Source organism: Cupriavidus sp. SHE, assembly GCF_000812445.1.
Classification (GTDB): Bacteria; Pseudomonadota; Gammaproteobacteria; order Burkholderiales; family Burkholderiaceae; genus Cupriavidus; species Cupriavidus metallidurans.
The window spans coordinates 92,124-117,423 of record NZ_JWMB01000019.1 but is presented as its reverse complement, the minus strand read 5'-3'; the positions used below and the strand labels follow the sequence as shown (position 1 = coordinate 117,423).

The 25,300-nt window shown below is 64.5% G+C and carries 23 protein-coding genes, 1 other RNA gene and 1 riboswitch; of the genes, 13 read left to right on the top strand and 11 right to left on the bottom strand.

What is annotated here, in order from left to right; translation table 11 throughout:
* The first annotated feature begins 18 nt into the window (after window positions 1–18).
* Entirely contained in the window at window positions 19–1,323 is a 1,305-nt protein-coding gene (locus tag RN01_RS10500; RefSeq protein WP_008644107.1) for a sulfate adenylyltransferase subunit 1, read from the top strand.
* A gap of 39 nt (window positions 1,324–1,362) precedes the next feature.
* Window positions 1,363–2,127, top strand: a complete 765-nt coding sequence (gene cobA, locus RN01_RS10495; RefSeq protein ID WP_008644105.1) for a uroporphyrinogen-III C-methyltransferase — start codon at window positions 1,363–1,365, stop codon at window positions 2,125–2,127.
* A 65-nt stretch (window positions 2,128–2,192) separates the two neighbouring features.
* On the opposite strand, the gene RN01_RS10490 is transcribed toward cobA, so the two are convergent.
* Genes RN01_RS10490 through lptF form a run of 3 tightly spaced genes read right to left on the bottom strand, consistent with a single transcriptional unit; the run spans window position 2,193 to window position 4,896 of the window.
* Window positions 2,193–2,615 (bottom strand): sirohydrochlorin chelatase, encoded by a 423-nt coding sequence (locus RN01_RS10490; protein ID WP_017512941.1) that lies wholly within the window; start codon window positions 2,613–2,615, stop codon window positions 2,193–2,195.
* A 2-nt stretch (window positions 2,616–2,617) separates the two neighbouring features.
* Window positions 2,618–3,781: an LPS export ABC transporter permease LptG gene (lptG, locus tag RN01_RS10485; protein WP_017512940.1), complete on the bottom strand. Its 1,164-nt coding sequence runs from the start codon at window positions 3,779–3,781 to the stop codon at window positions 2,618–2,620.
* Window positions 3,778–4,896 carry an LPS export ABC transporter permease LptF gene (lptF, locus tag RN01_RS10480; RefSeq protein ID WP_017512939.1) on the bottom strand — a complete coding sequence of 373 codons (1,119 nt, stop codon included), beginning with the start codon at window positions 4,894–4,896 and terminating at the stop codon, window positions 3,778–3,780. Before lptF ends, lptG begins: the two co-directional genes overlap by 4 nt.
* Window positions 4,897–5,060: 164 nt before the next feature.
* Between lptF and RN01_RS10475 the strand changes: the two genes are divergently transcribed.
* The 3 genes from RN01_RS10475 to RN01_RS10465 are packed head-to-tail and all read left to right on the top strand — an operon-like array spanning window position 5,061 to window position 7,564.
* Window positions 5,061–6,593 carry a leucyl aminopeptidase gene (locus tag RN01_RS10475; RefSeq protein WP_017512938.1) on the top strand — a complete coding sequence of 511 codons (1,533 nt, stop codon included), beginning with the start codon at window positions 5,061–5,063 and terminating at the stop codon, window positions 6,591–6,593.
* Between the two features lie 45 nt (window positions 6,594–6,638).
* Complete coding sequence (locus RN01_RS10470; RefSeq protein ID WP_008644100.1) at window positions 6,639–7,073, top strand: DNA polymerase III subunit chi; 435 nt, start codon at window positions 6,639–6,641, stop codon at window positions 7,071–7,073.
* Window positions 7,070–7,564 (top strand): hypothetical protein, encoded by a 495-nt coding sequence (locus RN01_RS10465; protein ID WP_017512937.1) that lies wholly within the window; start codon window positions 7,070–7,072, stop codon window positions 7,562–7,564. The genes RN01_RS10470 and RN01_RS10465 overlap by 4 nt, the downstream gene beginning before the upstream one ends.
* A 103-nt stretch (window positions 7,565–7,667) precedes the next feature.
* Here the strand turns inward: RN01_RS10465 and ilvD are convergent, their stop codons facing one another.
* Entirely contained in the window at window positions 7,668–9,341 is a 1,674-nt protein-coding gene (gene ilvD / locus RN01_RS10460) for a dihydroxy-acid dehydratase (protein ID WP_024569069.1), read from the bottom strand.
* A gap of 129 nt (window positions 9,342–9,470) precedes the next feature.
* On the opposite strand from ilvD, the gene RN01_RS10455 reads away from it, so the two are divergent.
* Both RN01_RS10455 and lgt read left to right on the top strand, forming a co-directional pair.
* Window positions 9,471–10,421: a LysR family transcriptional regulator gene (locus tag RN01_RS10455; protein WP_008644095.1), complete on the top strand. Its 951-nt coding sequence runs from the start codon at window positions 9,471–9,473 to the stop codon at window positions 10,419–10,421.
* Window positions 10,422–10,473: 52 nt separating this feature from the next.
* Window positions 10,474–11,286, top strand: coding sequence for a prolipoprotein diacylglyceryl transferase (gene lgt / locus RN01_RS10450; RefSeq protein WP_017513943.1), 813 nt, complete (start codon window positions 10,474–10,476; stop codon window positions 11,284–11,286).
* A 68-nt stretch (window positions 11,287–11,354) separates the two neighbouring features.
* Here lgt and RN01_RS10445 read toward each other — a convergent pair whose 3' ends face one another.
* Together RN01_RS10445 and RN01_RS10440 are read right to left on the bottom strand one after the other, a co-directional pair.
* A complete protein-coding gene (locus tag RN01_RS10445; protein ID WP_017513944.1) occupies window positions 11,355–12,380 on the bottom strand; it encodes a M48 family metallopeptidase in 1,026 nt (341 codons plus the stop codon).
* A 34-nt stretch (window positions 12,381–12,414) separates the two neighbouring features.
* Window positions 12,415–13,485 carry a YjgN family protein gene (locus tag RN01_RS10440; protein WP_017513945.1) on the bottom strand — a complete coding sequence of 357 codons (1,071 nt, stop codon included), beginning with the start codon at window positions 13,483–13,485 and terminating at the stop codon, window positions 12,415–12,417.
* Between the two features lie 791 nt (window positions 13,486–14,276).
* Between RN01_RS10440 and RN01_RS10435 the strand changes: the two genes are divergently transcribed.
* From RN01_RS10435 to RN01_RS10415, 5 genes are all read left to right on the top strand, one after another.
* The gene (locus RN01_RS10435; RefSeq protein ID WP_017513946.1) at window positions 14,277–14,978 is read left to right on the top strand and encodes a GntR family transcriptional regulator; all 702 of its coding nucleotides are present in this window, start codon (window positions 14,277–14,279) and stop codon (window positions 14,976–14,978) included.
* Window positions 14,979–15,020: 42 nt separating this feature from the next.
* Window positions 15,021–16,442: a malonyl-CoA decarboxylase domain-containing protein gene (locus RN01_RS10430; RefSeq protein ID WP_024569068.1), complete on the top strand. Its 1,422-nt coding sequence runs from the start codon at window positions 15,021–15,023 to the stop codon at window positions 16,440–16,442.
* A 118-nt stretch (window positions 16,443–16,560) separates the two neighbouring features.
* Window positions 16,561–17,571 carry a tripartite tricarboxylate transporter substrate binding protein gene (locus RN01_RS10425; protein WP_008644089.1) on the top strand — a complete coding sequence of 337 codons (1,011 nt, stop codon included), beginning with the start codon at window positions 16,561–16,563 and terminating at the stop codon, window positions 17,569–17,571.
* The gene (locus RN01_RS10420; protein ID WP_017512414.1) at window positions 17,571–18,353 is read left to right on the top strand and encodes an enoyl-CoA hydratase/isomerase family protein; all 783 of its coding nucleotides are present in this window, start codon (window positions 17,571–17,573) and stop codon (window positions 18,351–18,353) included. Before RN01_RS10425 ends, RN01_RS10420 begins: the two co-directional genes overlap by 1 nt.
* Window positions 18,354–18,468: 115 nt before the next feature.
* Window positions 18,469–20,022: a malonyl-CoA synthase gene (locus tag RN01_RS10415; RefSeq protein WP_017512415.1), complete on the top strand. Its 1,554-nt coding sequence runs from the start codon at window positions 18,469–18,471 to the stop codon at window positions 20,020–20,022.
* Between the two features lie 73 nt (window positions 20,023–20,095).
* Here the strand turns inward: RN01_RS10415 and RN01_RS10410 are convergent, their stop codons facing one another.
* The 5 genes from RN01_RS10410 to RN01_RS10395 form a co-directional block, all read right to left on the bottom strand.
* Window positions 20,096–20,785, bottom strand: coding sequence for an SIMPL domain-containing protein (locus RN01_RS10410; protein ID WP_017512416.1), 690 nt, complete (start codon window positions 20,783–20,785; stop codon window positions 20,096–20,098).
* A gap of 183 nt (window positions 20,786–20,968) precedes the next feature.
* Window positions 20,969–21,448, bottom strand: a complete 480-nt coding sequence (locus tag RN01_RS10405) for an EVE domain-containing protein (protein ID WP_008644085.1) — start codon at window positions 21,446–21,448, stop codon at window positions 20,969–20,971.
* A 73-nt stretch (window positions 21,449–21,521) separates the two neighbouring features.
* A non-coding RNA gene (gene ssrS, locus RN01_RS32960) (6S RNA) lies at window positions 21,522–21,739 on the bottom strand.
* 345 nt (window positions 21,740–22,084) lie between these two features.
* A complete protein-coding gene (locus RN01_RS10400; protein ID WP_017512417.1) occupies window positions 22,085–22,408 on the bottom strand; it encodes a cell division protein ZapA in 324 nt (107 codons plus the stop codon).
* On the bottom strand, window positions 22,405–22,725 hold the full coding sequence (locus tag RN01_RS10395; RefSeq protein ID WP_008644078.1) for a hypothetical protein: 321 nt from the start codon (window positions 22,723–22,725) through the stop codon (window positions 22,405–22,407). The genes RN01_RS10400 and RN01_RS10395 overlap by 4 nt, the downstream gene beginning before the upstream one ends.
* Window positions 22,726–22,931: 206 nt before the next feature.
* Window positions 22,932–23,194: riboswitch (cobalamin riboswitch) on the top strand.
* Window positions 23,195–23,328: 134 nt separating this feature from the next.
* On the opposite strand from RN01_RS10395, the gene RN01_RS10390 reads away from it, so the two are divergent.
* Window positions 23,329–25,287 (top strand): TonB-dependent receptor domain-containing protein, encoded by a 1,959-nt coding sequence (locus RN01_RS10390; protein WP_024569067.1) that lies wholly within the window; start codon window positions 23,329–23,331, stop codon window positions 25,285–25,287.
* The last annotated feature ends 13 nt before the right edge of the window (window positions 25,288–25,300 follow it).

Below are 25,300 nucleotides of genomic sequence, written 5' to 3'. Positions count from 1 at the left end.
CAGCAGAGGAATACGACAATGTCTCACCAATCCCAACATCAAGGCCTGCTGCGTTTCATCACCGCGGGCTCCGTGGACGACGGCAAGAGCACGCTGATCGGCCGTCTGCTGTTTGACAGCAAGGCAGTGCTGTCCGACCAGCTCACCGCGCTGGCCAACGCCAAGAACAAGCGCACCGCTGGCGAGCAGATCGACTTCTCGCTGCTGACCGACGGCCTCGAGGCCGAGCGAGAGCAGGGCATCACGATCGACGTGGCTTACCGCTATTTCTCGACCGCGCGCCGCAAGTTCATCATTGCCGATACGCCGGGTCACGAGCAGTACACGCGCAACATGGTGACGGGCGCCTCGACCGCGCACGCCGCCATCGTGCTGGTGGATGCCACGCGCGTCACGGTGAAGGACGGCCGCGCCGAACTGCTGGCCCAGACCAAGCGTCACTCGGCCATCCTGAAACTGCTGGAACTGCAGCACGTGATCGTCGCCGTGAACAAGATGGACCTGGTTGACTACAGCGAGCAGCGCTTCAACGAGATCCGCGCCGCCTACATCGAACTGGCCGCGCAACTGGGCCTGAAGGATGTGACCTACGTGCCGGTGTCGGCACTGCGTGGCGACAACATCGTCCATGCCAGCGACGCCATGCCGTGGTACCAGGGCGAGCCGCTGCTGCCGCTGCTGGAATCGCTGCCGGTGGAAGATGTGGCGCCGGTAGGCGATGCCGCGCTGCGCTTCCCGGTGCAACTGGTGGTTCGCCAGGACGGTTCCGCCGCCGACGACTTCCGTGGCTACGCTGGCCGTGTGGAAGCCGGCACGGTCCGCGTGGGCCAGAAGCTGCGCGTGCTGCCCGCCAATCGCGAAGCCGTGGTGGCCGAAGTGCTGACGCCGAATGGATCGGCCGATTCCGCCAGCGCCGGCGACACCGTCACCGTGCGTCTGGCCGAAGACGTTGATGTATCGCGTGGTGACATGTTCGTGTCGGCCGATACCGCCGCCGAATCGGCGAAGAAGCTGACGGCCGACCTGTGCTGGTTCGACGACGAGTCGCTGAACCCGTCGCGCAAGTACGTGCTCAAGCACACCACGGCCAGCGTGTTCGCGCGCGTGTCGGCGGTGGATCGCGTGCTGGATGTGCATACGCTGTCGCACGAAACCGGCCGCCATGAGATCAACCTGAACGACATCGGTTCGGTGCAGATCTCGCTGCAGAAGCCGATCGTCTGCGATACGTACGGCGACAATCCGGCGACGGGCGCGTTCGTGCTGATCGACGAAGCCACCAACCACACGGTGGCGGCGGGCATGATCCGTGCGTATGCCTGATATCGTCTGAGTCGGGTATTTCATACAGCGAGGGTCAGGATGGACAGGCAGCACGGCAAGGCCACGGGCAAGGTGTACCTGATTGGTGCGGGTCCCGGCGCGGCCGATCTCATTACGGTGCGCGGCGCACGACTGTTGGGCGAGGCGCAGGTCGTGCTGCACGATGCACTCGTATCGCCCGAGATGCTGGCGTGGTGTCCGCAGGCCGAACTGGTCGAGGTGGGCAAGCGCTGCGGCCAGCGTTCCACGGCGCAGCTCTTCATCAATCGCCAGATCGTCGACCTGGCCACGAAGTACGAGCGCGTGGTGCGGCTCAAGGGCGGCGACCCGATGCTGTTCGGCCGCGCCGACGAGGAGTTGCAGGCGCTGGAAGCGGCCGGTATCGAGTACGAGGTGGTGCCCGGCATCACCGCGGCGCTCGCGGCAGCCAGCGCGATCGGCCGGCCTCTGACCAAGCGTGGTGTGTCGCGCAGCGTGGCGTTCGCTACCCAGGCCAAGGCGGCCGATGCCGTCGACGTGGAGGCCGATGTGAAGGCCGACACGATAATCTACTACATGGGCCGTGATCAGGCAGCGAACATTGCGGCGCAGTTGATCGCTCGCGGCAAGCCGGCGTCGACACCCGCATGGGTAGTGGAAGCCGCTACGACGCCGCGCCAGCGCAGCCACCAGTTCACGCTGGGCCAGATGGCGGCAGGCGAGGCGGCACGCTGGATGGACCCGGTGCAGCCCAGCCTGCTGATGATCGGCGAGGCCCTGGGGAGCAGGGCGACGGAGTACGTGGAAGCCGAACGCGCGGCGTGATCGGTTTGCCCGATGGAAAAAAGGCCAGAGGTTGACTCTGGCCTTTTTGCATTTTGAGTCCCGGGCTATTGTCCAGGATCAGGAGCGGGAGCGGGAGCGGGGGCGGGGGCGGGGGAAAGGGTCAGCGCGCAATATGCCGCGATGGCATCGAGCACGCTGTCGACTTCGCCGACCGCATCCGAAGCGCGAATCTCCACCCCCGGATACTTCACCCGGCACGCGTCGATCAGCAGCGGGAAATCGCGCCGCAGATGCCCACCTTGGCCGAAGAACACCGGCACGACCGTGATCGCGCCAACGCCAGTCGCCGCCAGCTCGTCGATGGCGTCCTCCAGCGACGGCGTCATCAGTTCCAGGAAAGCCAGTCGAACCGCACAGTCCGGCAGCAACGCCACGAGCTTTTCGTGAAGCCGGTCGAACGGATCGCGCCAGCGCGCGTCGCGCGCGCCGTGCCCGAACAGGATGAGCCCTTGTCGCCCAGCACCCATGATCAGTGGCGATCGACCCAGCGCAGCGCGCCGAGCGCAATCATCAGGTAGAGCGTGCCGGGCACCAGCGCGGAGACAATCGGCGGCCAGGTATGCAGCAGGCCCACGTGCGAGAACAGCGTGTTGGACAGGTGGAACGACAGGCCCAGCATGATGCCGCCGAACACCTTCACGCCCACCGCGCCCGCACGGGCATGGAGGTATGCGAACGGCAGCGCCAGCGCAACCATCACGAACAGCGTCAGCGGATACACCACCTTCTTCCAGAACGCGATCTCGTAGCGCTGCGTGTCCTGCTTGTTGTCGCGCAGGTGGCGGATGTAGCGGAACAGGTTGACCGTCGACATGTTCTCCGGCTGCACCAGCAGCACCGACAGGATCTGCGGCGTCAGCTCGGAGTGCATCAGGACGTTCGGGAACTGCACCTGCTCGCCGCGGAAGTCGGGCGCCAGCGCGTCACGATTGGCGGCCGGCTGGCCGTCACGCAGCTCGATGAAGCGCGTCTCGTTGACGTCGTTGAGCTGCCAGGACTGCCCGCCCTGGTACTTGCCTTCCTTGGCCACGCGGATCACGTGCAGGCGGTAGTCCTTGTCGAACTCGTAAATCGTGACACCGGTAATCGACTGGTCGGGCCTCAGGCCTTGCACGTTCACGAAGCGGGTGATTTCTCCCGCGCCCTTTTCCTCGGGATCGCGATCGCGGTCCTTGACCCAGACGCCCGAGCGGAAGCCCGATGACACGGTGGCACCGATTGCCTCGAGCTTGATCTTCTGCGCGTACTGTTCGGCCGCCGGGCCGATGAACTCGCCGAAGATGAACGTGGCCAGCGCCAGCGGCACCGCCAGCTTGAACAGCGAGAACAGCGCCTGCCGCGTGTTCAGGCCGGCCACGCGGAAGATCGTGTACTCGGACTGGCTGGCAAGTTGCGAGAAGACGTAGATCGCGCTGATCAGCACCGCGATCGGCAGCACCTCGTAGATACGCGTCGGCGCCTCCAGCATGACGTGGAAGAACGCGATCAGCGACGTGTACTTGCCCTGGACGCTTTCCAGCTCGCTAAGCATGTCGAAGAACACGAACAGGGCCAGCACCGCGAACAGGATGAAGGCGAAAACCCCATAGATCAGGCGAGCGAAGTAGCGCTCGTAGACGCTCAGCACCCTCATGCGCGGCCCCCGGTGGTCTTGCGGCGCAGGCCGAAGACGGCACGCCAGCCTCCCAGGCTACGGTTGGCGCGGTAGCGGAACATCACCAGCGCGCACAGGAACACGGCCAGGTGGATCGGCCAGATGGCCATCCAGAACGACATCGCGCCGGAACGGACCCAGGCCTGCGCCAGGTTGATCAGGTTGCTGTAGGTCAGGTAGATCAGCACGGCAAAGACAAGCGGGGTGTACCGGCCCAGACGCGGATTCACGTAGGCCAGCGGGATCGCGATCATCACGAAGTTGAACGCCAGGATCGGCAGCGAGATCCGCCAGAGCAGTTCGCCCAGGTTCTCGCGGGTCGGGTCGCGGATCAGGTCGATCGTGTCGCGGCTCTTGGTCGGCAGGTCGGCGGCGGCATCCTGTGGCTTGTTGTCGACCTTGACCGCGTACTTGTCGAACTCGACGATCCGGTAATTGAGCTGGCCGGGAATACCGGCGTAGCGGCGGCCATGTTCCATGACCACCAGACGGTCGCCGTTGGGCATCGTCTCGAACTGGCCCTGATGCGCCAGCGCCACACCGATCTTGCCCGATTCGGCATTGGCCACGAAGACGTTGCGCGCGTGCTTCATGTCGGCGTCGATGCCTTCGATAAACAGCACGTAGTTGCCATTGGCCGGCTCGATGAAGCGGCCCGAGGCGATCATCGAGAGCACGCCGCGTTGCTCGAAGCGGTCGCGAAACAGCGCGCTCTGCTGGTTGGCCCACGGCCACGCGAACAGGCCCAGCAGCAGCGCCATGACGAAGAACGGCGCGGCGAACTGCAGCACCGGCTTGACCAGATCGCGCAGGGAGACGCCGGACGAGAACCACACCACCATCTCGGAGTCCTTGTACCACCGGGTCAGGACGATCAGCGTCGAGATGAACAGCGTGGCCGACAGCAGGATCGACAGATAGCCGATCGTCGCCAGGCCGATGAGCATCAGCACGTCGTTGGGGCTGGCCTTGCCATTGGCGGCCATTCCCAGGATACGGATCACGAGCGACGTCAGCATGAACGTCAGCATCACCAGGAACACCGCACCGGCGGTGTAGGCGAGTTCGCGCCGCAGGGCTTGTTGGAAGATCATGCAAGACACGCTTCCGGCTGCCGGCCGGAGCGGGCGATGCGCCGGGGGCCGATGGACTGGCAGGACCGCGGGCTGTCAGCTTTCTGGATCGGCGGCGGCGGATCGCGGATGAAAATCGCGGATAATGGGGGTTTCTTTTCGACGAGCCCCTTGAAGGAAGCGCGATGGAATTTAGCACAAAAGCCCTGGATCTGAGCAAAGCCGGCCAAAATGGTTTCTTGGCCACGAAGACGGACTGTCTGGTGGTTGGCCTGTTCGAGGGCCAAAGTCTGGCCGGCGTGGCCAAGGCGCTGGACGTTGCCACCAAGGGGCTGGTGGCTCGTCTGGTCAAGCAAGGCGACTTCGAAGGCAAGCGCGGCACGCAACTGATGCTGCACGAGGTGGCCGGCGTTGGCGCCGCCCGCGTGCTGCTGGTGGGCCTGGGCAAGGAAGCCGATTTCAACGACAAGGCCTTTGCCGAAGCCGTGCGCACGGCCACGCGTGCCCTGGGCGGCACGCGCGCCGCCTCGGCGCTCTGGTGCCTGGTTCAGCAGCCACCGCAGCAGCGCGACGTGGCCTGGGCCATCATCACCACGATCACGCTGGTCCGGGAGGCCGGTTATCGCCTGCTGGAGCGCCATCCCGAGCTCAAGCGCGCGCCCCGGGGCGCCGGCGCCAACGAAAAGGCGTCGCTGCGCAAGATCGTGCTGGCCGTGGACGTGGGCGACGCCAAGTCCGCCTCGCAGGCCGCCGTGCGTGGCACCGCCATCGCCAACGGCATGGAACTGACCCGCGACCTGGGCAACCTGCCGTCTAACATCTGCACGCCGACCTATCTGGCCAATACCGCCCGTGGCATCGCCAAGCGCCACAAGCTCAAGGTGGAAATCCTGGGCCGCAAGCAGATCGAGGCGCTCAACATGGGCGCCTTCCTGGCCGTGACCAAGGGCAGCGTCGAGCCGCCGCAGTTCATCGTGCTGCGCTATGACGGCGCGAGCGCCAAGCAGGCGCCGGTGGTGCTGGTGGGCAAGGGCATCACGTTCGATACGGGTGGCATCTCGCTGAAGCCGGGCGAGGGCATGGACGAGATGAAGTACGACATGTGCGGCGCGGCATCGGTGCTGGGCACGATCCAGGCCGTGGCCGAAATGGGCCTGAAGCAGAACGTGATCGCCGTGGTGCCGACCTGCGAGAACATGCCGAGCGGCATCGCCACCAAGCCGGGCGACGTGGTGACCAGCATGTCCGGCCAGACCATCGAAATCCTCAATACCGATGCCGAAGGCCGCCTGATCCTGTGCGACGCGCTGACCTACGTGGAGCGCTTCAAGCCGGCCGCCGTGATCGACGTGGCCACGCTGACCGGTGCCTGCATCATCGCGCTCGGCCACGTCAACAGCGGCCTGTACGCCCGCAGCGACGCGCTGGCGGACCAGTTGCTGGGTGCCGGCCGCAAGGCCATGGATACGGCCTGGCGTCTGCCGCTGGACGATGACTACCAGGACCAGCTCAAGTCGAACTTTGCCGATATGGCCAATATCGGTGGCCGTCCGGCCGGCAGCGTGACCGCGGCCTGCTTCCTGGCGCGTTATACCGAGAAGTACGACTGGGCCCACCTCGACATCGCCGGCACAGCGTGGAAGAGCGGCGCGGCCAAGGGCGCCACGGGCCGTCCGGTGCCGCTGCTGACGCAGTTCCTGATGGACCGCGCGGCGTAATCGGGCGTATCGGGCGGATTTTAGGTTCAGGGAAAGGTAGCCGGGATGACGCGCATCGACTTCCATAGCAATGTGCCGGACACGCTGACATATGTCTGCCGTCTGGTTCGCAAGGCCTATGGGGCAGGGCAGAAGGTGGTGGTGCACGGCGCGCCGCAGCAGCTGGCGCAGCTCGACGCGCGGCTGTGGTCGTTTTCGCCGCTCGACTTCCTGCCGCACTGCGGGGTCGACAGCCCAAATGCGGCGGTGACGCCGATCATCCTGGCCGCCGCGCTCGACGCCGTGCCGCACCATCAGTTGCTGGTGAACCTGGCGCCGGAGGCCCCGGCGCAGTTCGCCAGCTTCGAACGGTTGATCGAAGTGGTCGGCGCCACGCCCGAAGCCCGGGATTCCGGGCGGGAGCGGTATCGTTTCTATCGTGAGCGCGGCTATCCGCTCACGCACCATGACATTGGCCAGGCCAAGGGAGATGCGGCATGAGCGAACGCACGACTTCGCGGGTCATTCCGCGGCTGGATCCCAATGACAGTGTGCCGCTGCTGACCGAAGTGGTCGAGTTGCCGGACACTGTGTTCGAGGCGCCTGCGCCGGCACCCGCGCCAGCCCAGGCCACGGTGATCGACACGGCGGACATGCCAGAATCTGGCGTGGTCACCGCGGTCGGCGATTTCGGATCGGCGGGAGAGGACGCGCCGGCTGCGGCGTCCGACGTGGTCGACACGGCCCCGTTCATGCCGGGTGCTGACGACCTGCGCGCGGTGCGCACCGAGTTGCTGACGCGCGTGATGATGCGCTTCCGTACCGAGTGGCCTCAGGTGGTGGAAGCCCATACCGAAGCCACGCTGCAGTCGCGGCTGGCGCCGCTGACGGCGCAACTGGCCAATGAACTGACCCAGGCGCTCGAGGCCCGGTTGGTGGAGTGGCTCGACGCGACGCTGGAGGAAATCGAGCGGGACCCGGGCGGGATGTGAGCCTGGGCCTTGCCACCGGCCCGCGCCGGTATCGGCACCCATGTAAAAAGGCCTGCGATTGAATCGCAGGCCTTTTGCATTGCAGGGGGCTATGCCAGCCGGATCAGTCCGTCACGGCACCCTTGCTGGCCGTGGAGGCCAGCCTCGCGAACTTTGCCAGCACGCCGCGCGTGTAGCGCGGAGCCGGCTGCTTCCAGGCAGCGCGGCGGCGGGCCAGCTCGTCGTCGGCCACATTCAGTTGCAGCAGCAGCTGGTGCGCGTCGATCGTGATCGAGTCGCCTTCCTGAACCAGTGCAATCGTGCCGCCCACATGGGCTTCCGGCGCAACGTGGCCAACCACCATGCCCCAGGTGCCGCCCGAGAAGCGGCCGTCGGTGATGAAACCAACCGATTCGCCGAGACCCTTGCCGATGATCGCCGACGTCGGCGCCAGCATTTCAGGCATGCCCGGGCCGCCCTTCGGGCCAAGGTAGCGCAGCACCAGGATGTCGCCAGCGTTGATCTTGTCCGCCAGGATCGCTTCCATGGCGCTCTGCTCGTCCTCGAACACGCGGGCCGGGCCGGTGATGACCGGGTTCTTCAGGCCGGTGATCTTGGCCACCGCGCCTTCCTCGGCGAGGTTGCCCTTCAGGATGGCCAGGTGGCCTTGCTTGTACAGGGCCTGCGAGATCGGCAGGATCACGTCCTGGTCGGTGCGCGGCTCATTGGGAACGTGCTCGAGTTCCTCGGCCAGCCTGCGGCCCGTGATCGTCAGGCAGTCGCCGTGCAGCAGACCGGCGTTCAGCAGGATCTTCATCACTTGCGGAATCCCACCCGCGCGGTGCAGGTCGGTGGCCACGTAGGCGCCCGACGGCTTCAGGTTGCAGATCACCGGCACGCGGCGACGGATGCGCTCGAAATCGTCGATGGTCCATTCCACTTCGGCCGAGTGGGCGATGGCCAGGTAATGCAGCACGGCGTTGGTGGAACCGCCCGTGGCCATGATCAGCGTTACGGCGTTCTCGATCGACTTGCGCGTGATGATGTCGCGCGGCTTGATGTCCTTCTTGATGGCTTCCACCAGCACGCGGGCCGATTCGGCGGCGCTGTCCACCTTTTCCTGGTCCGGGTTGGCCATCGTCGACGAGTACAGCAGCGACATGCCCAGCGCCTCGAACGACGAGCTCATTGTGTTGGCGGTGTACATGCCGCCGCACGAACCGGTGCTCGGGCAGGCGTTCTTTTCCACGCCCTCGAAGTCTTCCTCGCTCATGCGGCCGGCGGTGAATTCGCCCACGGCCTCGAACGACGACACGATGGTCAGGTCCTTGCCTTTCCAGTTACCCGGGCGGATGGTGCCACCGTAGACGTAGATGCCCGGCACATTGGTGCGCGCCAGCGCGATCATGCCGCCCGGCATGTTCTTGTCGCAGCCGCCGATCACGACCACGCCGTCCATCCACTGGCCCTGGGCAGCCGTCTCGATGCAGTCGGCGATGACTTCACGCGAGATTAGCGAGTACTTCATGCCCTCGGTGCCCATCGACATGCCGTCGGAGATCGTCGGCGTGCCGAAGATCTGTGGGTTGGCGTCCGAGGCCTTGATCGCATCCACGGCCGCGTCCGCCAGGCGCTGCAGGCCGGCGTTGCAGGGGGTGATCGTCGAGTGGCCGTTGGCGATACCCACCATCGGCTTGTCGAAGTCTTCCTTCTTGTAGCCGAGCGCGTAGTACATCGAACGGTTGGGGGAGCGCGCCACGCCTTGCGTGATGTGCTGGGAACGTTTGTTGAAAGGCATGGCGGGTGTCTCCGGGGGGGGGCTGGTGGCGGGTGGCCGTGTTGTGGTCAGAAGAATGGCGCTTGCGTTTTATCGTGTCAAATATATGATTCGACCTTTATTGAGTCGATAAAAATATCAAACTAACCCGTGGACCTGCGCCAGCTACGTTATTTCGTCACAGTGGCCGAAGAGTTGCATTTCGGCCGCGCCGCGCGGCGGCTCGCCATGACGCAGCCGCCGCTGTCGCAGCAGATCCAGGCGCTGGAAGAGGAGATCGGCGTCCAGCTGTTCGTGCGCACGCGCCGCTCGGTGATGCTTACGCCGGCCGGCCAGCAATGGCTGCCGGAGGTGCGTCGCGTGCTGGCCGATGCGGCCGCGTTACCCGGGCTGGCCCAGCGGCTTGCGCGCGGGGAGGTCGGCTCGCTGGCGCTGGCGTTCGTCAGCACGGCCGATTACGGCATCCTGCCCGACCTTCTGCGGCATTTCCGGGCCCGGCATCCGGAAGTCCAGCTACAACTGCGCGAGGCAACCAGTGACGTCCAACTCGAGGCGCTGGTCGAGGGGACGATCGACGCGGGACTGGTCATCCGGCCGCAACTGACCGTGATGCCGCACGGACTCTCCTATTTGCCACTGGTACGCGAACCGCTTGTGCTGGCCGTGCCCGATGGCTGGCGTCCGGCGGGGCAGGCCGATGGCGCGCCACCGCAGACCGTGGCCCTGCGCGACGCCGCACACGAGCCGCTGATCATCTTCCCGCGCCGAAGCGCGCCAGCGTTTTATGACATCATTACGGGCTACTACGCGCGCGATGGGTTGACACCGATGATTGCCCAGGAGGCGATACAGATGCAGACGATCGTCAGTCTGGTCTCCGCCGGCATGGGGGTGGCACTGGTGCCCGCATCGCTATGCAACCTGCGCCGGACTGGCGTGTCATATCTGGCGTTGCGCGATGCCGGGCCGGAAATCGAAACCGGTCTGGTCTGGCGTGAAGGCGCGGCTGGCGTGGCGCCCGTGCTGCGCTCTTTCATCGATATCGCCATGGACCTCGCCGGCGCCATCGGACTGACGCAAGACAATGGCATAAAGGCCTGACTCCGCTACTCCTCGCTGTCCAGAATACTTACCGATACTCACTCGATCCGACATGCTCGTTCATCCCCAATTCGACCCGGTCGCCATTCACCTCGGGCCGCTGGCCATCCGCTGGTACGGCCTGATGTACCTGGCCGGCTTCATCATGTTCCTGTGGTTCGGCCGACTGCGTATCCGCCAGCCGCATATCGCGGCGCGTGGCTGGGTGGCGCGGGACCTCGACGACATGTTGTTCTATGGGGTACTCGGGGTCATCCTGGGCGGCCGCCTGGGCTACGTGCTGTTTTACAAGCCGGGTTACTACCTCACGCACCCGCTCGAGATCTTCAAGGTCTGGGAGGGTGGCATGGCGTTTCACGGCGGATTCCTCGGGGTGCTGATCGCGATGTGGGTGTTCGCGAAAGTGCGCCGTCGCCACTGGATGGAGGTGACCGACTTCATCGCGCCGATGATTCCTTGCGGACTCGCGGCCGGGCGGATCGGCAACTTTATCAACGGCGAATTGTGGGGGCGTCCGACCGACCTGCCGTGGGGCATGATCTTCCCGCAGGCTGGCGACAACATCCCGCGTCATCCGTCGCAGCTTTACCAGTTCGCTGGCGAAGGCGTGGCGCTGTTCATCATCCTGTGGCTGTTCTCACGCAAGCCGCGGCCGATGGGCGCGGTATCGGGCGTGTTCCTGATCGGCTATGGCGCGTTCCGCTTCCTGGCCGAGTTTGCCCGCGAACCGGATAACTTCCTGGGCCTGCTGGCGCTCAAGCTCTCGATGGGCCAGTGGCTGAGCCTGCCGATGATCGTGATCGGCGCCGTGATGGTGGTCTGGGCTTACCGTCGTGGCAATGGGGCGACGTCAGCGGCGCGCTGATCGTCAGGCCGTCAGGCTGACTCTCGGTTTGCATCCCTTTCCCTCATTGGGAGAGGGATGCAAGACAATCACTCCCCACCATTCCTGATGGCTTCGATCCGCTCCTGCGTCAGCGGGTGGGTCGAGAAGAAGCCGCTCTCCTCATCATCGGCAGCCTGCTTGCCGTCGCCCTTGCGGTGCGCATCCTCGAGTTGCTGTAGCGCGTCTGCCAGCGCGGTCACCGGTAGCCGGTTGTCCCGCAGGATTTTCACCGCATAGGCATCCGCCTCGCGTTCGTGCTCGCGCGAATAGCGCATCGACATCATCGCTGCGGGTACGGTGGCCAGCAGCGACGAAACATCGCCGACCATGTACGCCGCCAGCGCGCCGACCACCGATGCCTGGAATACCTGCTGCAGGCCGTGGCGCTCGGCCACGTGGCCGGCCTCGTGGGCCAGCACACCCATCATGCCCGCGCCCGTGCCAATCAGCTTGACCAGTTCGTCGGTGACGACGATCGTGCCGCCCGGTAGTGCCACGGCGTTGGCGCCAAGCCGCCCGCCCTTGCGAAACAGGATCTGATAGTGGTGGCCCGGATCGTCCGGGCGGCGCAGCGCGGCGAAGTTGTCACGAATGCGTTGCTGGTCGGCCTGTGGCAATTTCGTAGGTTCCACCAGCCCCTGGTCCAGGCTGTCGAGGGTGGCCTTTCCCAACTGAGCCTCGATCGACGGCGGCACCGATCGCGCCACCACCGTGGCCGTCCAAGGCAGCAGGTAGTAATACGAAAACACCACGAATACAACCAGCCCAAGTAGCGACAGCCCGGCCAGACGCCAGCTGTTCTGCGCACGCGAAACCAGGCCTTCGCGATGCCCGGTTGCCGCGAGCATCGCATCGAACGTGGCCTGGTCCGCGATCTCGCAATAGGCGCCGTCGTCGAACGTGACAAGCCGTGGCGCGCGCTTGATGCGTTCCGACACGCGCAGTGATGCGAGTGGTGCCCGTCGCAACTCAGCGCCATTCGCATCCTGCAGGATGGCCTCGCCGTCCGTGACGATCAGCACCACCGCGTGCGCGCGTGATGAGCGGGTGTCGAAGTATTGCGCGGCAACCATGACTGTTTTCGGGCGTGTCCGTTGGTGGTGTCTGTCAGAGCGCGATGTCGATGTCGTACCAGTCGACCGCGGCATCACCGAGCGCGCCAACGTGCTGCTGCTCGCCAGCCACGAACTCGTCGAGTGGCCCGACGGCAATCATCGTCATCGCTTCCACGCGATAGCGCGTCGAGCGCACGCGCGCGAATGGATAGAACAGGCCCAGCGTCAGTGCGATGAAGATGAAGTTGGTCAGCACGATGAAGAACAGCTTGCCGGCCCGCACGTCACTGCGAAAGCGGTGCGGCAGCAGGGTGGTGTTGTTCCACACCAGGTTCTGCAACCGGGCCGTGAAATAGGGGCCGATCATCATCAGGCCGAAGTACAGGCCGATCATCATCATGCCAAATACAACGCCGACCGCCCCTTTCGATTGCCCAACCGCCCTGGCCAGCGAGCCGCCCACCAGACCGCCGCCGATCAGGAAGATCGCGACCATGCCTGCGGTGCGGAGGTAGACACCGTAGAAGGCGCTGGCCGTGGCGTCGAATGCGAATGGCGCCGTGCCGAACAGCGTGTGGTTGTGCTGGTAGCGCTTGAAACGCTGGTGCGCGAACGGCGCCAGCAGATAGAGCGACAACACGGTCAGGATCGGCCAGAGCAGAAAGACCTGATAACCCTCGGCATCCTTGCCGATGAAGGCGAAACGCAGACCGCGATAGCTCGAATTCGCCATGCGGAATCGCAGCGAGCGAACCAGCAGAAACGGAAACACAGCAGCCAGCACGACGGCAAGCCCGACAGCCAGTAGTGGCGATGCATGACTGGCCAGGTTGTACGCCAGGGCCAGGACGAAGACGATCGCGCGGCCCTTGAGGATCGCGGTCGGACTGCCGTGGTAGTCGAACGTGGCGCCATCGAGCCGCGTATTGCGATAGAAGTACTGCAGCGTACGGACCTTCGCCCACGCGGAGTAGATGCCCAGCGTGATGATCGACAGCAATGCGTTGACGATCCAGATGCGGAAGTACTCGGACCCCGAGCCCGTGAACGACAGGGGCAGATTGCGCGGCGCGGCCTGCGTTCCGTCGCCGATGTAGTGGCTTCCCTGAAAATTGCCTTCCATGCCTGACCTCTCCGAGAGTTTTGGCAGGGCTGGATGTCGCTTCCAGCCCATGTTTCATGTTTGCAACCGATTGAACGCCGGCTTTCGTGCAGTGCGCGGCGCATTTTCGCATCGCGGCGTACCGCCGCCATCACTAATCGCTCGCTGCGGCATATTGGCGACAACCAGCAGGGTAGTCGCGGTCGTAACGAAGGAGAAACATCCTGTTACATGATCGGGCACTTGTAACAAGTCTCGAATCGTCCTCCTCAATAAAATCAATAACTTAGCCAGCGTGGCATGGTCCTCGCTATACAGTCTGTTACAAGAATCAGGTCGGGACAGGAAATGTCCACGGACGTATCGAAGGGAGAGCGCGTACGAAAGATGCGCGGATGCGACCGAAAACGACGGAAAAGCCAAACGGGAAAATCTGCACCCACGCTTGGGTGCTTGAACGGGGGCAGGCGCTGGGCCAGCGCCAGCATGTCAAATCTGACCCACGCGCGCCAGGCGCATCCAGTCCGGCGTCGATGATGTTGTCCAGTAGCGGTTCTTTCTGGCGCGGGCAATTTTCCTGTGGGAGGCAGGAACATTGCCCGCCGCACCTCTATCCCCTCTATCCGCATCCCATCGTCGTCTACCGCCTTCATCTCACGGGACTATCCGATATCACCGTGTGGCGCATGGCCGATTCACGACTTTGATGCCGCTTTGCAGCATCGAAACTCCTTGCGGCGCACGCGTCCTTATTCATAATTATGAATTATTGCGGTCTATGCGCCGCTCGGTGATGTCATCGAAAGGGCTTCATGCGGATCGTCCAGCAGGCGCTTTACCTCGAAGTTGCCGATCGGCTGCGTGCCATGATCGACGATCACACGCTCTTGCCAGGCGCGTGGATCGACGAAGTGGCGCTTGCGGCCACACTGGGCACGTCGCGCACGCCGATGCGCGAGGCGCTGAAGGTCCTGGCCGCGGAAGGGCTGGTGCGGCTGGAGCCGCGTCGCGGATGTTTCGTCAATGCACTCACCGAGCAGGATCTCGACGAAATCTTTCCGCTGATGGCCCTGCTCGAAGGGCGCTGCGCCTACGAGGCCGCGCGCAACGTCACCCAGACCGATCTCGATGCGCTCGAAGGCTTGCATGCCGAGCTGGCCCGCCATGCGGCGGCGGGCGATATCGACGCCTACTACGAGACCAATTACCAGATTCATGAGGCGATCCAGCGGCTGGCCGGCAACCGCTGGCTGTCGGGCGTGGTCAGTGACCTGCGCAAGGTGCTGCGCCTGTCGCGGCACAAGAGCCTGAAGCTGCCGGGCCGCATTCAGGAGTCGTGCGCCGAGCACATGTCGGTGTTCTCCGCGCTGAAGGCCCACGATCCGGAAGGCGCGGAAGCGCTGATGAAAACCCACGTGCTGCGCCAGCGCGGCGCGTTGAGCGCGCTGGATCGTGCCGATCCGGAGCCGCCCGCCGTGGCGCCGGGCCAGCTTCGCCTGGCCGGACAGGACTGAAGGTTTGTGATCGATCCGCTCGCCCCCTCCGCAGGAATCCCCATGACCGCCCTCGACACCGCAGATCAACAGAAAGTCAGCGCACCGCTCGATGCCGCAGAACCCGTGTCCGACACCTTGCTGTCGCGCTTCGGCCGCTGGTGGAACCGGAAGGGCGATGCGGATGCCACCGCGGCAGGTCCTGCGAAGGTGCATGACACGCCCGCCCTGTCCACGCGCGCAACCAAACGTCAGCGCGACCAGTTGCGTCAGTGCTTCGACGCGCGGCTGACCGATGTCGCCGCCAACGCCGCCGCCCAGGCGTGGCAGGACGAATACGAGGCCGCGGTGGAGCCGCTTCGCCAGGCGATGCTCGGCGTGCTGGCCGAGGTGGCCGCCGTCCGCGATGCGGCTGGCAGCCAGCCGGCTACCGCGTCCGGCTTGTCGCAGGCGCTGTCCAATGCACGCATCCGCTTCTTCAAGCGCTTTGCCGCACTGCATGGGCAGCGTGGCAACAGTGCTTGCGGGCTGCACTTCCTGATCCAGTTGCGCGCGGACATGCTGCGCTGGCACAAGCGCATTCCGGGCTTGCGCGAACTCGATGAGGACCTGGAGGCGCTGTTCTCGAACTGGTTCGACGTGGGCTTGCTCGAACTGCAGCCGATCACGTGGGACTCGCCCGCGTCGCTGCTCGAGAAGTTGATTCGCTACGAGGCCGTGCACGAGATCTCGTCGTGGACCGACCTGCGCAACCGGCTGGATTCGGATCGCCGCTGCTATGCGTTCTTCCACCCCCGCATTCCGCGCGAACCGCTGATCTTCGTCGAGGTTGCGTTCGTGCCCGAGATGGCCGCCAACGTGCAGGCGCTGCTCGATGAAGCCGCACCGCTGGAAGACCTGCGGCGCGTGAAGTGGGCCATCTTCTATTCGATCTCGAACACGCAGGCGGGGTTGCGCGGCGTGAGCTTCGGCAATTTCCTGCTCAAGCGGGTGATCGAGGAATTGCAGCGCGAGCATCCCAAGCTCAAGCAGTTCGCCACGTTGTCGCCGATCCCCGGGTTTGCGGACTGGCTGCGCAAGCGGGACGGTGAGTCCATCGACAGCGTGCTCGGTGTCAAGCGGCTTGCACGCTGGCGCGAGCAGCATGGAGAGGTGCCCGCCGATGGCGCAGCATGGTTCAGCGCGTTGTCAGCGGACACTGAAGATACCGTGATACGCGATACGGCCATGACACTGGCCGCGCACTATCTGGTGCGAGAGGGTGGCAAAGGCGTGCCCGCCGATCCGGTGGCGCGCTTTCACCTCGGCAACGGCGCATGTGTGGAGCGCGTCAACTGGGGCGCCGACATGTCGCGCAAAGGGCGTGCGCAATCGTGCGGCATGATGGTCAATTACCTTTACGTGCCTGATGCGCTGGATGACAATCTGGCTCGCCTTGGCGACGGCAATCCCCGCATCAGTCGGGCGGTAGCAAAGCTTCTGTGATCGAGGGTCGAGAACGAGCGGACACGGAGAGCGCCAGGGCAATTTTTCGTCGGGTGTATGAGTCGTAGCAAGCAGTACTTTGATTGACTTTCCAAAGAGAAGAGAGAGGAGACAGTACATGAATCGTCGTCAGCGGAATCTGACCACATTTGCACGCGTGTTTGCAGTGGCTGGCCTGATGGCCGGGACCGGGGTCACCAGTCTTTACGCACCGGCCGCGCAGGCCGATACATGGCCGAGCAAGCCGGTCACCGTCATCGTGCCGTTCCCGGCCGGCGGCGGCACCGATGCGTTTGCGAGGCCGCTTACCGCGCAGTTGTCGAAGCAGCTCGGCAAGCAGTTCGTCATCGACAATCGTGGTGGCGCGGGCGGCACCGTTGGCGCGAGCATCGCCGCCAAGGCGGCGCCCGATGGCTACACGCTGTTCATTGGCGGCGCGCATCACGCGATCGCGCCGTCGTTCTACAAGAAGCTCGACTACGACATCGAGAAGGACTTCATTCCCATCACGGTGATTGCCCAGCCGCCACAGGTGATCGTGGTCAATTCGGGCAAGGTGCAGGCCACCAGCGTGAAGGACCTGATCGCCTATGCCAAGGCCAATCCGGGCAAGCTCAACTACGCCTCGGCCGGCAACGGTTCCTCGCACCATCTGGCGGGCGAGCTGTTCAAGCTGCAGACGCAGACCGATCTGATCCACGTGCCGTACAAGGGCGCGGGCCCTGCACTGTCGGACCTGATCGCCGGCCAGGTGGATCTGATGTTCGATGGCCTCGGTTCATCGTCGCAACATATTCGCGCCGGGCGCATCAAGGCGCTGGCCGTGGCATCGAAGACGCGTTCCGCCGCGTTCCCGAACGTACCGACCGCCGCCGAGGCCGGTTTGCCCAACTACGACGTGTCCACCTGGTATGCGCTGTGGGCGCCCAAGGGCACGCCGAAGGAAGTCGTCGACAGGCTCTACGCCGAGACCACAAAGGCGTTGAACAACCCGGAGATGAAGCAGATCTGGCTGCAAAACGGTTCGGACATCCCGCAGTACACGCCGGAGCAGTTCGCGCAATTCGAGCACGCCGAGATCAAGCGCTGGGCAGACGTGGTGCAGCGCTCGGGCGCGAAGATCGACTGATGAGCGGCACCGTCACGTTCTCGCGCGAAGGGGCGACGGCCGTCGTCACGCTGTCGAACCCGGGCAAGCTCAATGCAATCTCGGTCGACATGTGGCAGGCGCTGGCCGCCGGATTCGCCACGCTGGCGGCGGACACGTCGCTGCGCTGCGTGCTCGTGCGCGGTGCCGACGGCAACTTCGCCGCCGGCGCCGACATCGCGGAGTTTCCGACCGTGCGCGGCGACGAGTCGGCTGTCCGCCGCTACCACACGGAGATCATCGCACCGGCGCTGCGGGCGATTTCAGAATGCCCGCATCCGACGCTGGCCGCCATCGAGGGCGTTTGCGTTGGCGGTGGCCTCGAGATCGCCTGCAATTGCGACCTGCGCGTGGCCGCTGCGGGCAGCCGCTTCGGCGTGCCGATCAACCGGCTCGGCTTTCCGATGGCGCCCGGCGAGTTGCGCGGCCTGCTTGCGCTGGTGGGGCGGGCGGTGACGCTCGAGATCCTGCTCGAAGGCCGTGTGTTCGATGCCGTGGAGGCTGAGCGCAAGGGGCTGCTCACGCGAGTGGTGCCTGCGGCGGCCATGCACGACGAAGTGACGGCAACCGTGCAGCGGCTGAGCGCCGGCGCGCCGCTTGCGGCACGCATCAACAAGACGACGATTCGTCGCCTGTCGCCAGATCCCACGCTGCTGACCGACGCCGAATTCGACGCCCATTTCCGTTACGCCACCAGTCGCGACCATGCCGAAGGCGTGGCCGCGTTCCTGGCGCATCGACCTCCGGATTTCACTGGAGAGTAACCGGGTGGCGGCCGGGCTATCATTACCGGCCGCACCGTATCGCCAAGGCTCCCCGGGTCCGCTTTTCCCAGCATTCCGTACCTGTCCCGTACTTGTTTCGTACTAGTCCCGCACCATGAACGCCAACCTGTTCGCCCTGTTCGAATCCCGCTTTCCCGCCGACCGCACCGCATGCTGCATCGAAACGCATGACGGGCTCTACTACTCGTGGGACGACCTCGATCGCGCCACCGCCAAGCTGGCCAACCTGCTGACCGCGCTGAAGCTGCCCGCCGGCTCGCGCGTGGCGGTGCAGGTCGAGAAGTCGCCGGAAGCACTGTTCCTGTACCTGGCCACGTTGCGCGCCGGCTATGTGTACCTGCCGCTGAACACCGCGTACCAGGAGGCCGAAATCGACTACTTCGTCGGCAACGCCGAGCCTGCCGTGGTGGTCTGCAGCAGCAACAACTTCGGCTGGGTGTCGAAAGTGGCGTTCCGGCACGGCACCGCCCATGTTTTCACGCTCGACGACAACCGCACGGGTTCGCTGCTGCAACGCGCGGCAGTGCAGCCTGACACGTTCGAGACGGTCGAATGCGCAGACGACGATCTGGCCGCGATTCTCTACACGTCGGGCACCACCGGCCGCAGCAAGGGCGCGATGCTGACGCATCGAAACCTGGCATCGAACGCGCAAACGCTGAACGAGTATTGGGGCTGGCGCAGCGATGATGTGCTGCTGCACATGCTGCCGATCTTCCACGTGCATGGCCTGTTCGTGGCCTCGCATGGCGCGCTGCTCGCGGGCGCCAAGATGATCTGGGCGCCAAAGCTCGACATGGGCCAGATCCTGAAGTACCTGCCGCGTACCACCGTGGTGATGGGCGTGCCGACGTACTACGTGCGAATGCTGCAGGAGCCCCGTTTCGACAAGGAACTGTGCAGCAATATGCGCCTGTTCGTCTCGGGCTCGGCGCCGCTGCTGCTGGAGACGTTCGACGCATTCCGCGAGCGCACCGGCCACACGATCCTGGAGCGCTACGGCATGAGCGAGACCGTGATGCTGGTATCGAATCCGTATGACCCGGCGCTGGGTGAGCGGATCGGTGGCACCGTGGGCAGGCCGCTGCCGGGCGTGTCGGTGCGCGTGACGGACGGCGAAGGCAAGTTGTGCGAGCCGGGTGTGATCGGTAACGTCGAGGTCAAGGGCCCGAACGTGTTCAAGGGTTACTGGCGGATGCCCGAGAAGACGGCGGAGGAATTCACGGCCGATGGCTGGTTCAAGACTGGGGACGTGGGCCGCTTTGGTGGCGCGATCGTCAGCCAGGCAGGTGAGCGCGTCGTGCCGGACAACTACCTGACCATCGTAGGTCGCAGCAAGGACCTGATCATCTCGGGCGGCTACAACGTGTATCCGAAGGAAATCGAGAGCTTTATCGACGAGATGCCGGGCGTGGTGGAGTCAGCCGTGATCGGCGTGCCGCATGTTGACTTCGGCGAGGCCGTCGTGGCCGTGGTCGTACGCAAGCCGGGCGTGGAGATTGATGAGGCTGGCATGATCGGCACGCTGAAGGGCCGCATCGCCAATTTCAAGGTACCCAAGCGTGTGCACGTAGTCGATGAGTTGCCGCGCAATACGATGGGCAAAGTGCAGAAGAACGTGCTGCGCCAGCAGTTCGGCGCGCTCTGAGTTGAACCGAGAGGGGCTCGGCCCCCTCACCCGTTTCCTGGTCTATACGCCACGGGAGAGGGGAGCGACCCGCTTACTTCACCATCTGAACCGAGCCGTTCACGGAAACGGTGACCTGGCTCTTGCCACCTTCCACCGGAATCGGCGCGCCAGCGCTATCCGACATGGCCTTCGCGGCATACATGCGCGGCATCGGCATGACACCGCCGGATTCGTTCAGCGAGACTTCGCGGATCGTGTAGCCGCTATAGCCGAACAGCTTGGTCGTGGCCTGTGCCTTGTCGCGGAACGCGGCCACGGCCTGGTCGGCGAGCTTTTGCTCGGCAGCCAGGCGTGTCTCGCGCGACAGCGAGAACGCGATGTTCTGCACCTGCATCTGGCTGGCCAGTTCGCCGGCCAGCTTCGACACGGCGGCGAAATCCTTCGACTTCAGGATCACCTCCGAGCGGCCACGCCACGTGCTGATGCGGCCATTGCGGTCGGTATTCGGATGGATCGTGAAGCCGCCGGACTGGGCTTCCACGCCTGACGTGCGCTTGGCCTGTGCCAGCACGGCCTGCGTGCGCGACGACAGCGCATTGGAGATGGCCGTCGGCTCGGGGCCTTCCTGTTCGGCAGCCAGGGTCAGGTGTACGACGTCGGTTGGCACCTCGGTCGCGGCTTGCGCGGACAGCGACAGAATGCCCGAGGGAGGTGCAACCGTCTGGGCGGCGGCCATGGCGGCGGTTGTACTCAGCAGCGAGGCAGCCAGCAGTTTCTTCATATTGTTCTCCCGATCAAAGTGATGGCTATCAGACGCACGTGGCGGGCGTTCGTTCCCTGGCTCGCCCGGACGTGACGCATTCGCGCGTGTCTCGCGCACTTGTTGCTGCAAATCAAAGTCGCCGGCGGCGTCGGTGCGCCCCAGTGTTGTTGGGCGCGCAGTGCCGCATTGCTGCGGCGGTGCTTACTTCATCAGCTTTTCGGTGATATAGCGCCACTCGGCCGGCGTGACCGGCGTGATCGACAGACGATTGCCGCGGCGGAGCACGACCATGTCGGCCAGCGCATCGTGCTCGCGCAGTGCCTGGAGGGGGATCAGCGTGCTCTTGCGGACGAAGCTCACGTCGACGAGCGACCAGCGCGGATTGTCCTGCTTCGACGCGCTGTCGTAATAGTCGCTCTTCGGATCGAACTGCGTGGAATCGGGGTAGGGCTGGGAGCAGACCTCGGCCAGGCCGGCGATGCCCGGCTCCGGGCATGACGAGTGATAGAACAGGACGCCGTCGCCGATGCGCATCTGGTCACGCATGAAGTTGCGTGCCTGGTAATTGCGAACCCCGGTCCACGGCAACGTGCCTTCACGGGCGAGATCATCGATGCTGGCTTCGTCTGGTTCGGACTTCATCAGCCAGTACTGGCGGGCACGCTGGGCGGAGGAGGGCATTGTGATACCGATCGGTCCGTCTATGAGCAGTCAAAGAAAAAGGCGGTGGTTCTATCAAACCACCGCCTTTTAGGGGGTCCCCGCCTCGGCCGCTGGGTCGGCATCCTGAACCCAAGTGAGGTTCAGAGTGGCTGCGGAAGTCGTATTTCGGGTACATCGCCCACTCAGGGAGTCCAAGCTCGGCCCAGACTATGAATGCGGTAACGCGCTCGCCCATACGACATGATCCCGCACCATGCAATGCATATCGGTTCAAGGAGTTTATGACCCTCACGAACCAGGCAGGGAAACTGTCAAACGTCTGACTTTTGGTTCCTGTGCGTGCAATACGCTCGGGATGTCAGACGTTTGCCGTTTCAACTAAGGATGGGATGGAAACGGCGGCCAGGCGCGATAACCCGACCATCCAACTGCATCGGTCGCATGCGCCGTGCAGTGGCTACACTATACACCGCGACGACAGTCATACCAAGCTGGACGTACGGCGTCGTTACATTTTCCACAACACTTGCACGCGGCGCGCGCGGTGCGCGGCATCGACTTCACATCCGGGCAGATGGGGCCGTGGCCGCGCAATGCAAGGGTTGGGTCTTCCGGTCAGCGAAACAGAGCGCAGCCAGACCGCAAGCAGGCCGCTCAGCGCGTGCCGACGTGCGCGTACTGGCGCAGTGCTTCGTCCGCGCGCTCGTTCAGTTCGCGAATGCGCGCGCGCACCGCGTCGACGGGAATCGCGCCTTCTTCCTCCTGCTTGCGGCGCATCGCCAGCAGGTCAGATGCGATGCTGATCGCCGCCATCACGGCCACCCGCTCCACACCCTTCGAGGCGACGGTGCCCTTGAGCTTGTTCATCTTGTCGTCGACCAATGCCACGGCTTCCAGCAGCGCGGCCTCGTTGTCCGGCGCGATCGCGAAGCGATACGGTTGGCCGGCGATGTTCACTTCCACTTGCTTGTTGCTCATGCGTGTTCTCCGGGGGCCTGCTGCGTACCTTCAGATGTAGCGCGCTTGCCGTCGCCGAGCAGGTCGAGCTGGCGCGCGTCGCTGGCCGTGGGCAGCTTGTCGAGAATCGATTGGATGCGAAGCTGGGCTTCTTCGATCTTGATATTGAGCAGTTCGCGGTCGGCTGCCATGGCTTCGCGATCCGCGCGCAACTGGCTCGCCTCGGCTTGCAGACGCTCGATCTCCGCACGCAGCCGCTGGTTTTCCGCCGCCAGGGTGTCTGCTTGATGCAGCACGCGCCCGATCTTGGCGGCCAGTTGTTCGAGTTCGTTGAGCATAGTGCCTGTCGTGTCCGGTAGGAGTGAAGGTCAGGTTTCGGGATTCTAGCCGATGCAGGCGGCTCGGCCACACCCAGCGAGCCGGTTAAGACGCCCGAGGTGCCACGAAGTTGCATCGTTCTGTAACGATCGGCCCGTCTCCAGATATCAAATCTCGGTTATCGGCAGCTTGACCCGCTGCATTGACGCCAAAGTTGAAACTCCATACACTCGCCCCCGTTCCAGGTGCTCGCACCCTGCTCATACAGGGCTGCAGTTCAACGGGAAACAGGGAGCCGGGCGCCGAAATCCATATCGGGGCAGGCCAACCTGTGCTGCCCCCGCAACGGTAAGCGACCGCGAACGCCCGCCATGTGCGGCTCGCAGGGCCGGCCAAACGCCACTGAATCTGAATCGTCACGATCTGATCGGGAAGGCGGCCAGCCTGATGTCGTCAGCCCGGATACCGGCCTGCAGAACGAGGGTATGCCGCGCCGAAGGTGGCATGCCCCATCGCCATATGGCCCGCGGGGGAACGGGCCTGGCCGTTCTCTTCCATCCCTGCTCATGCGTTCCACGCTATCCAGGTCGACCGCCGCGCTGAAGCCGTCGGTTCGCCCCTCCATGCCCGCCATCCTGGCGGCCATCGCCCTTTTTCCGTCCGCATCGGTCTTCGCGCAGGACGCGACGCCAGATGAGTCGTCGACCACCACGCCGGCCAGCGCATCGGCCAATGGTCCCGCTCCCGCTTCCGCACCGGTAGCCGCACCGGCCGCCGCGCAGGCGGCCAGCGGGCAGACGCTGGCGCCCGTAGTCGTCACCGCCTCCCGAACCGCGCAGTCGGTGACCGAGGCCCTGCCGCACACCACGGTGGTCACTCAGGAAGACATCGTCAACTCCCAGGCTCCGGACCTGCGCTCGCTGCTGCGCAACCAGGCGGGCGTGGAGTTCTCGACCAACGGCGGCATGGGTACCAATACCTCGCTGTTCATGCGCGGCGCCAATTCGAACCAGGTGCTGATCATGATCGACGGCGTGCGGATTTCCGGCGTCAGCAACGGTAATGCGCAGATCGCCAATATCTTGCCCGACCAGATCGACCATATCGAAGTGGTGCGCGGCAACGTCTCGGCGCTCTATGGCTCCGACGCCGTTGGCGGCGTGGTCCAGATCTTCACGAAGAGTGGCGCGGGCCAGGCGCCTGCCGCCAACGCGCAGGTGGAGTACGGCAGCAACAATACCCGCCAGGGCACGGTGGGTTACGGTGGCCAGATCGGTGCCACCTCGTTCAATGTCACCGGCTCGATGTACAAGACCGATGGCTTCTCGGCCATCAATGCGGCGCAGTGGAACGCCGACAATCCGAAGAGCGCCGCGCGCGGCATCGGCCCGAATCCGGGCAACAACCCGTACGAGAACAAGAGCATCTCGGGCCAGATCAAGCACCAGTTCACGCAGGACTGGGACGCTGGCGTCGCGACCTACTACTCGAACAGCCAGCTTTCCTACGACAACGCCTACGGCAAGCCGACCGACGACTACCGCATGGATAGCAAGCTCTACACGCTGTCCGCGTTCGTCAACGGCAAGGTGCTACCTGACTGGGCCACGCATTTCAAGGTTGCGCAAAGCGAAGACCGCAGCGAAGGCGCGATCAACGGCCTGTTCGACAGCCTGTTCAGCACGCGCACCCGCCAGTTCAACTGGCAGAACGAGTACGCGCTGACACCCGACCATACGCTGATGTTTGGCACGGACTGGCTGCAGCAGGAGCTGGCTTCGAGCTCGTACAACGCGCCGTCGCGCAATGTGTTTTCGGTCTATGGTGGCTACGAGGGCCGTATCGGCAAGCACCAGATCCAGTTGAACGGCCGTAACGACCACTATTCCGATTTCGGCGACCAGGGCAGCTTCTACGCCGGCTACGGCTACTACCTGACCAGCGCGGTCAAGTTGCTTGCCAGCGTCAGCAATGCATTCCGCGCGCCGACGTTCAACGAACTCTACTACCCGTACTACGGCCAGCCGAACCTGCAGCCCGAGCGCGCCAAGTCGGCGGAGGTGGGGGTGCAGGTGGAGACGGCGTCGGCCGGCCTGCTGCGCGTGACCGCGTTCGAGACGCGCTACAACGACCTGATCGTCTCCGCGTTGCAGCCCAACGGCCTCTACCTGGCGCAGAACGTCAACAAGGCCAAGGTGCAGGGGATCGAGGCATCGTGGCGCGCCAGCCTGTGGGGCACCGACGTGGGCGCCAGCGTGACGTTCCAGAATCCGCTGGATGAGACCAACAATACGCAGCTTCTGCGGCGTGCCCGGCGCCATGCGTCGTTCGACGTGGGCCGGAATTTTGGAAACTGGCGTTTCGGCGGCGAATGGCTGGTATCCTCGGCGCGACTCGACAGCGGTTCGCGCACGCTGGGCGGGTACGGTATCGTCAACCTGAACGCCCGCTACAACATCGACAAACAATGGTTCGTCGCCGCCCGAGTGGAAAACCTGTTCGACAAGAACTACCAGCTGGCCTACCCGTACAACACGCAGGGCCGGGCCGGCTTCATCACGCTGGGATGGCGTCAGAAGTGATGCCGCGCGCGGG

What these genes read in the sequence shown, in the direction of transcription:
- RN01_RS10500 (WP_008644107.1), top strand. Translation starts at nt 19, where the DNA reads ATGTCTCACCAATCCCAACATCAAGGCCTGCTGCGTTTCATCACCGCG.
- RN01_RS10395 (WP_008644078.1), bottom strand. Translation starts at nt 22,725, where the DNA reads ATGCTCAACGAACTCGAACAACTGGCCGCCAAGATCGGGCGCGTGCTG.
- RN01_RS10465 (WP_017512937.1), top strand. Translation starts at nt 7,070, where the DNA reads ATGAGCGAACGCACGACTTCGCGGGTCATTCCGCGGCTGGATCCCAAT.
- RN01_RS10475 (WP_017512938.1), top strand. Translation starts at nt 5,061, where the DNA reads ATGGAATTTAGCACAAAAGCCCTGGATCTGAGCAAAGCCGGCCAAAAT.
- RN01_RS10490 (WP_017512941.1), bottom strand. Translation starts at nt 2,615, where the DNA reads ATGGGTGCTGGGCGACAAGGGCTCATCCTGTTCGGGCACGGCGCGCGC.
- RN01_RS10410 (WP_017512416.1), bottom strand. Translation starts at nt 20,785, where the DNA reads ATGAAGAAACTGCTGGCTGCCTCGCTGCTGAGTACAACCGCCGCCATG.
- cobA (WP_008644105.1), top strand. Translation starts at nt 1,363, where the DNA reads ATGGACAGGCAGCACGGCAAGGCCACGGGCAAGGTGTACCTGATTGGT.
- RN01_RS10390 (WP_024569067.1), top strand. Translation starts at nt 23,329, where the DNA reads ATGCCCGCCATCCTGGCGGCCATCGCCCTTTTTCCGTCCGCATCGGTC.
- RN01_RS10470 (WP_008644100.1), top strand. Translation starts at nt 6,639, where the DNA reads ATGACGCGCATCGACTTCCATAGCAATGTGCCGGACACGCTGACATAT.
- RN01_RS10405 (WP_008644085.1), bottom strand. Translation starts at nt 21,448, where the DNA reads ATGCCCTCCTCCGCCCAGCGTGCCCGCCAGTACTGGCTGATGAAGTCC.
- RN01_RS10425 (WP_008644089.1), top strand. Translation starts at nt 16,561, where the DNA reads ATGAATCGTCGTCAGCGGAATCTGACCACATTTGCACGCGTGTTTGCA.
- RN01_RS10420 (WP_017512414.1), top strand. Translation starts at nt 17,571, where the DNA reads ATGAGCGGCACCGTCACGTTCTCGCGCGAAGGGGCGACGGCCGTCGTC.
- RN01_RS10445 (WP_017513944.1), bottom strand. Translation starts at nt 12,380, where the DNA reads ATGGTTGCCGCGCAATACTTCGACACCCGCTCATCACGCGCGCACGCG.
- lgt (WP_017513943.1), top strand. Translation starts at nt 10,474, where the DNA reads ATGCTCGTTCATCCCCAATTCGACCCGGTCGCCATTCACCTCGGGCCG.
- RN01_RS10400 (WP_017512417.1), bottom strand. Translation starts at nt 22,408, where the DNA reads ATGAGCAACAAGCAAGTGGAAGTGAACATCGCCGGCCAACCGTATCGC.
- lptF (WP_017512939.1), bottom strand. Translation starts at nt 4,896, where the DNA reads ATGATCTTCCAACAAGCCCTGCGGCGCGAACTCGCCTACACCGCCGGT.
- lptG (WP_017512940.1), bottom strand. Translation starts at nt 3,781, where the DNA reads ATGAGGGTGCTGAGCGTCTACGAGCGCTACTTCGCTCGCCTGATCTAT.
- ilvD (WP_024569069.1), bottom strand. Translation starts at nt 9,341, where the DNA reads ATGCCTTTCAACAAACGTTCCCAGCACATCACGCAAGGCGTGGCGCGC.
- RN01_RS10415 (WP_017512415.1), top strand. Translation starts at nt 18,469, where the DNA reads ATGAACGCCAACCTGTTCGCCCTGTTCGAATCCCGCTTTCCCGCCGAC.
- RN01_RS10435 (WP_017513946.1), top strand. Translation starts at nt 14,277, where the DNA reads ATGCGGATCGTCCAGCAGGCGCTTTACCTCGAAGTTGCCGATCGGCTG.
- RN01_RS10440 (WP_017513945.1), bottom strand. Translation starts at nt 13,485, where the DNA reads ATGGAAGGCAATTTTCAGGGAAGCCACTACATCGGCGACGGAACGCAG.
- RN01_RS10430 (WP_024569068.1), top strand. Translation starts at nt 15,021, where the DNA reads ATGACCGCCCTCGACACCGCAGATCAACAGAAAGTCAGCGCACCGCTC.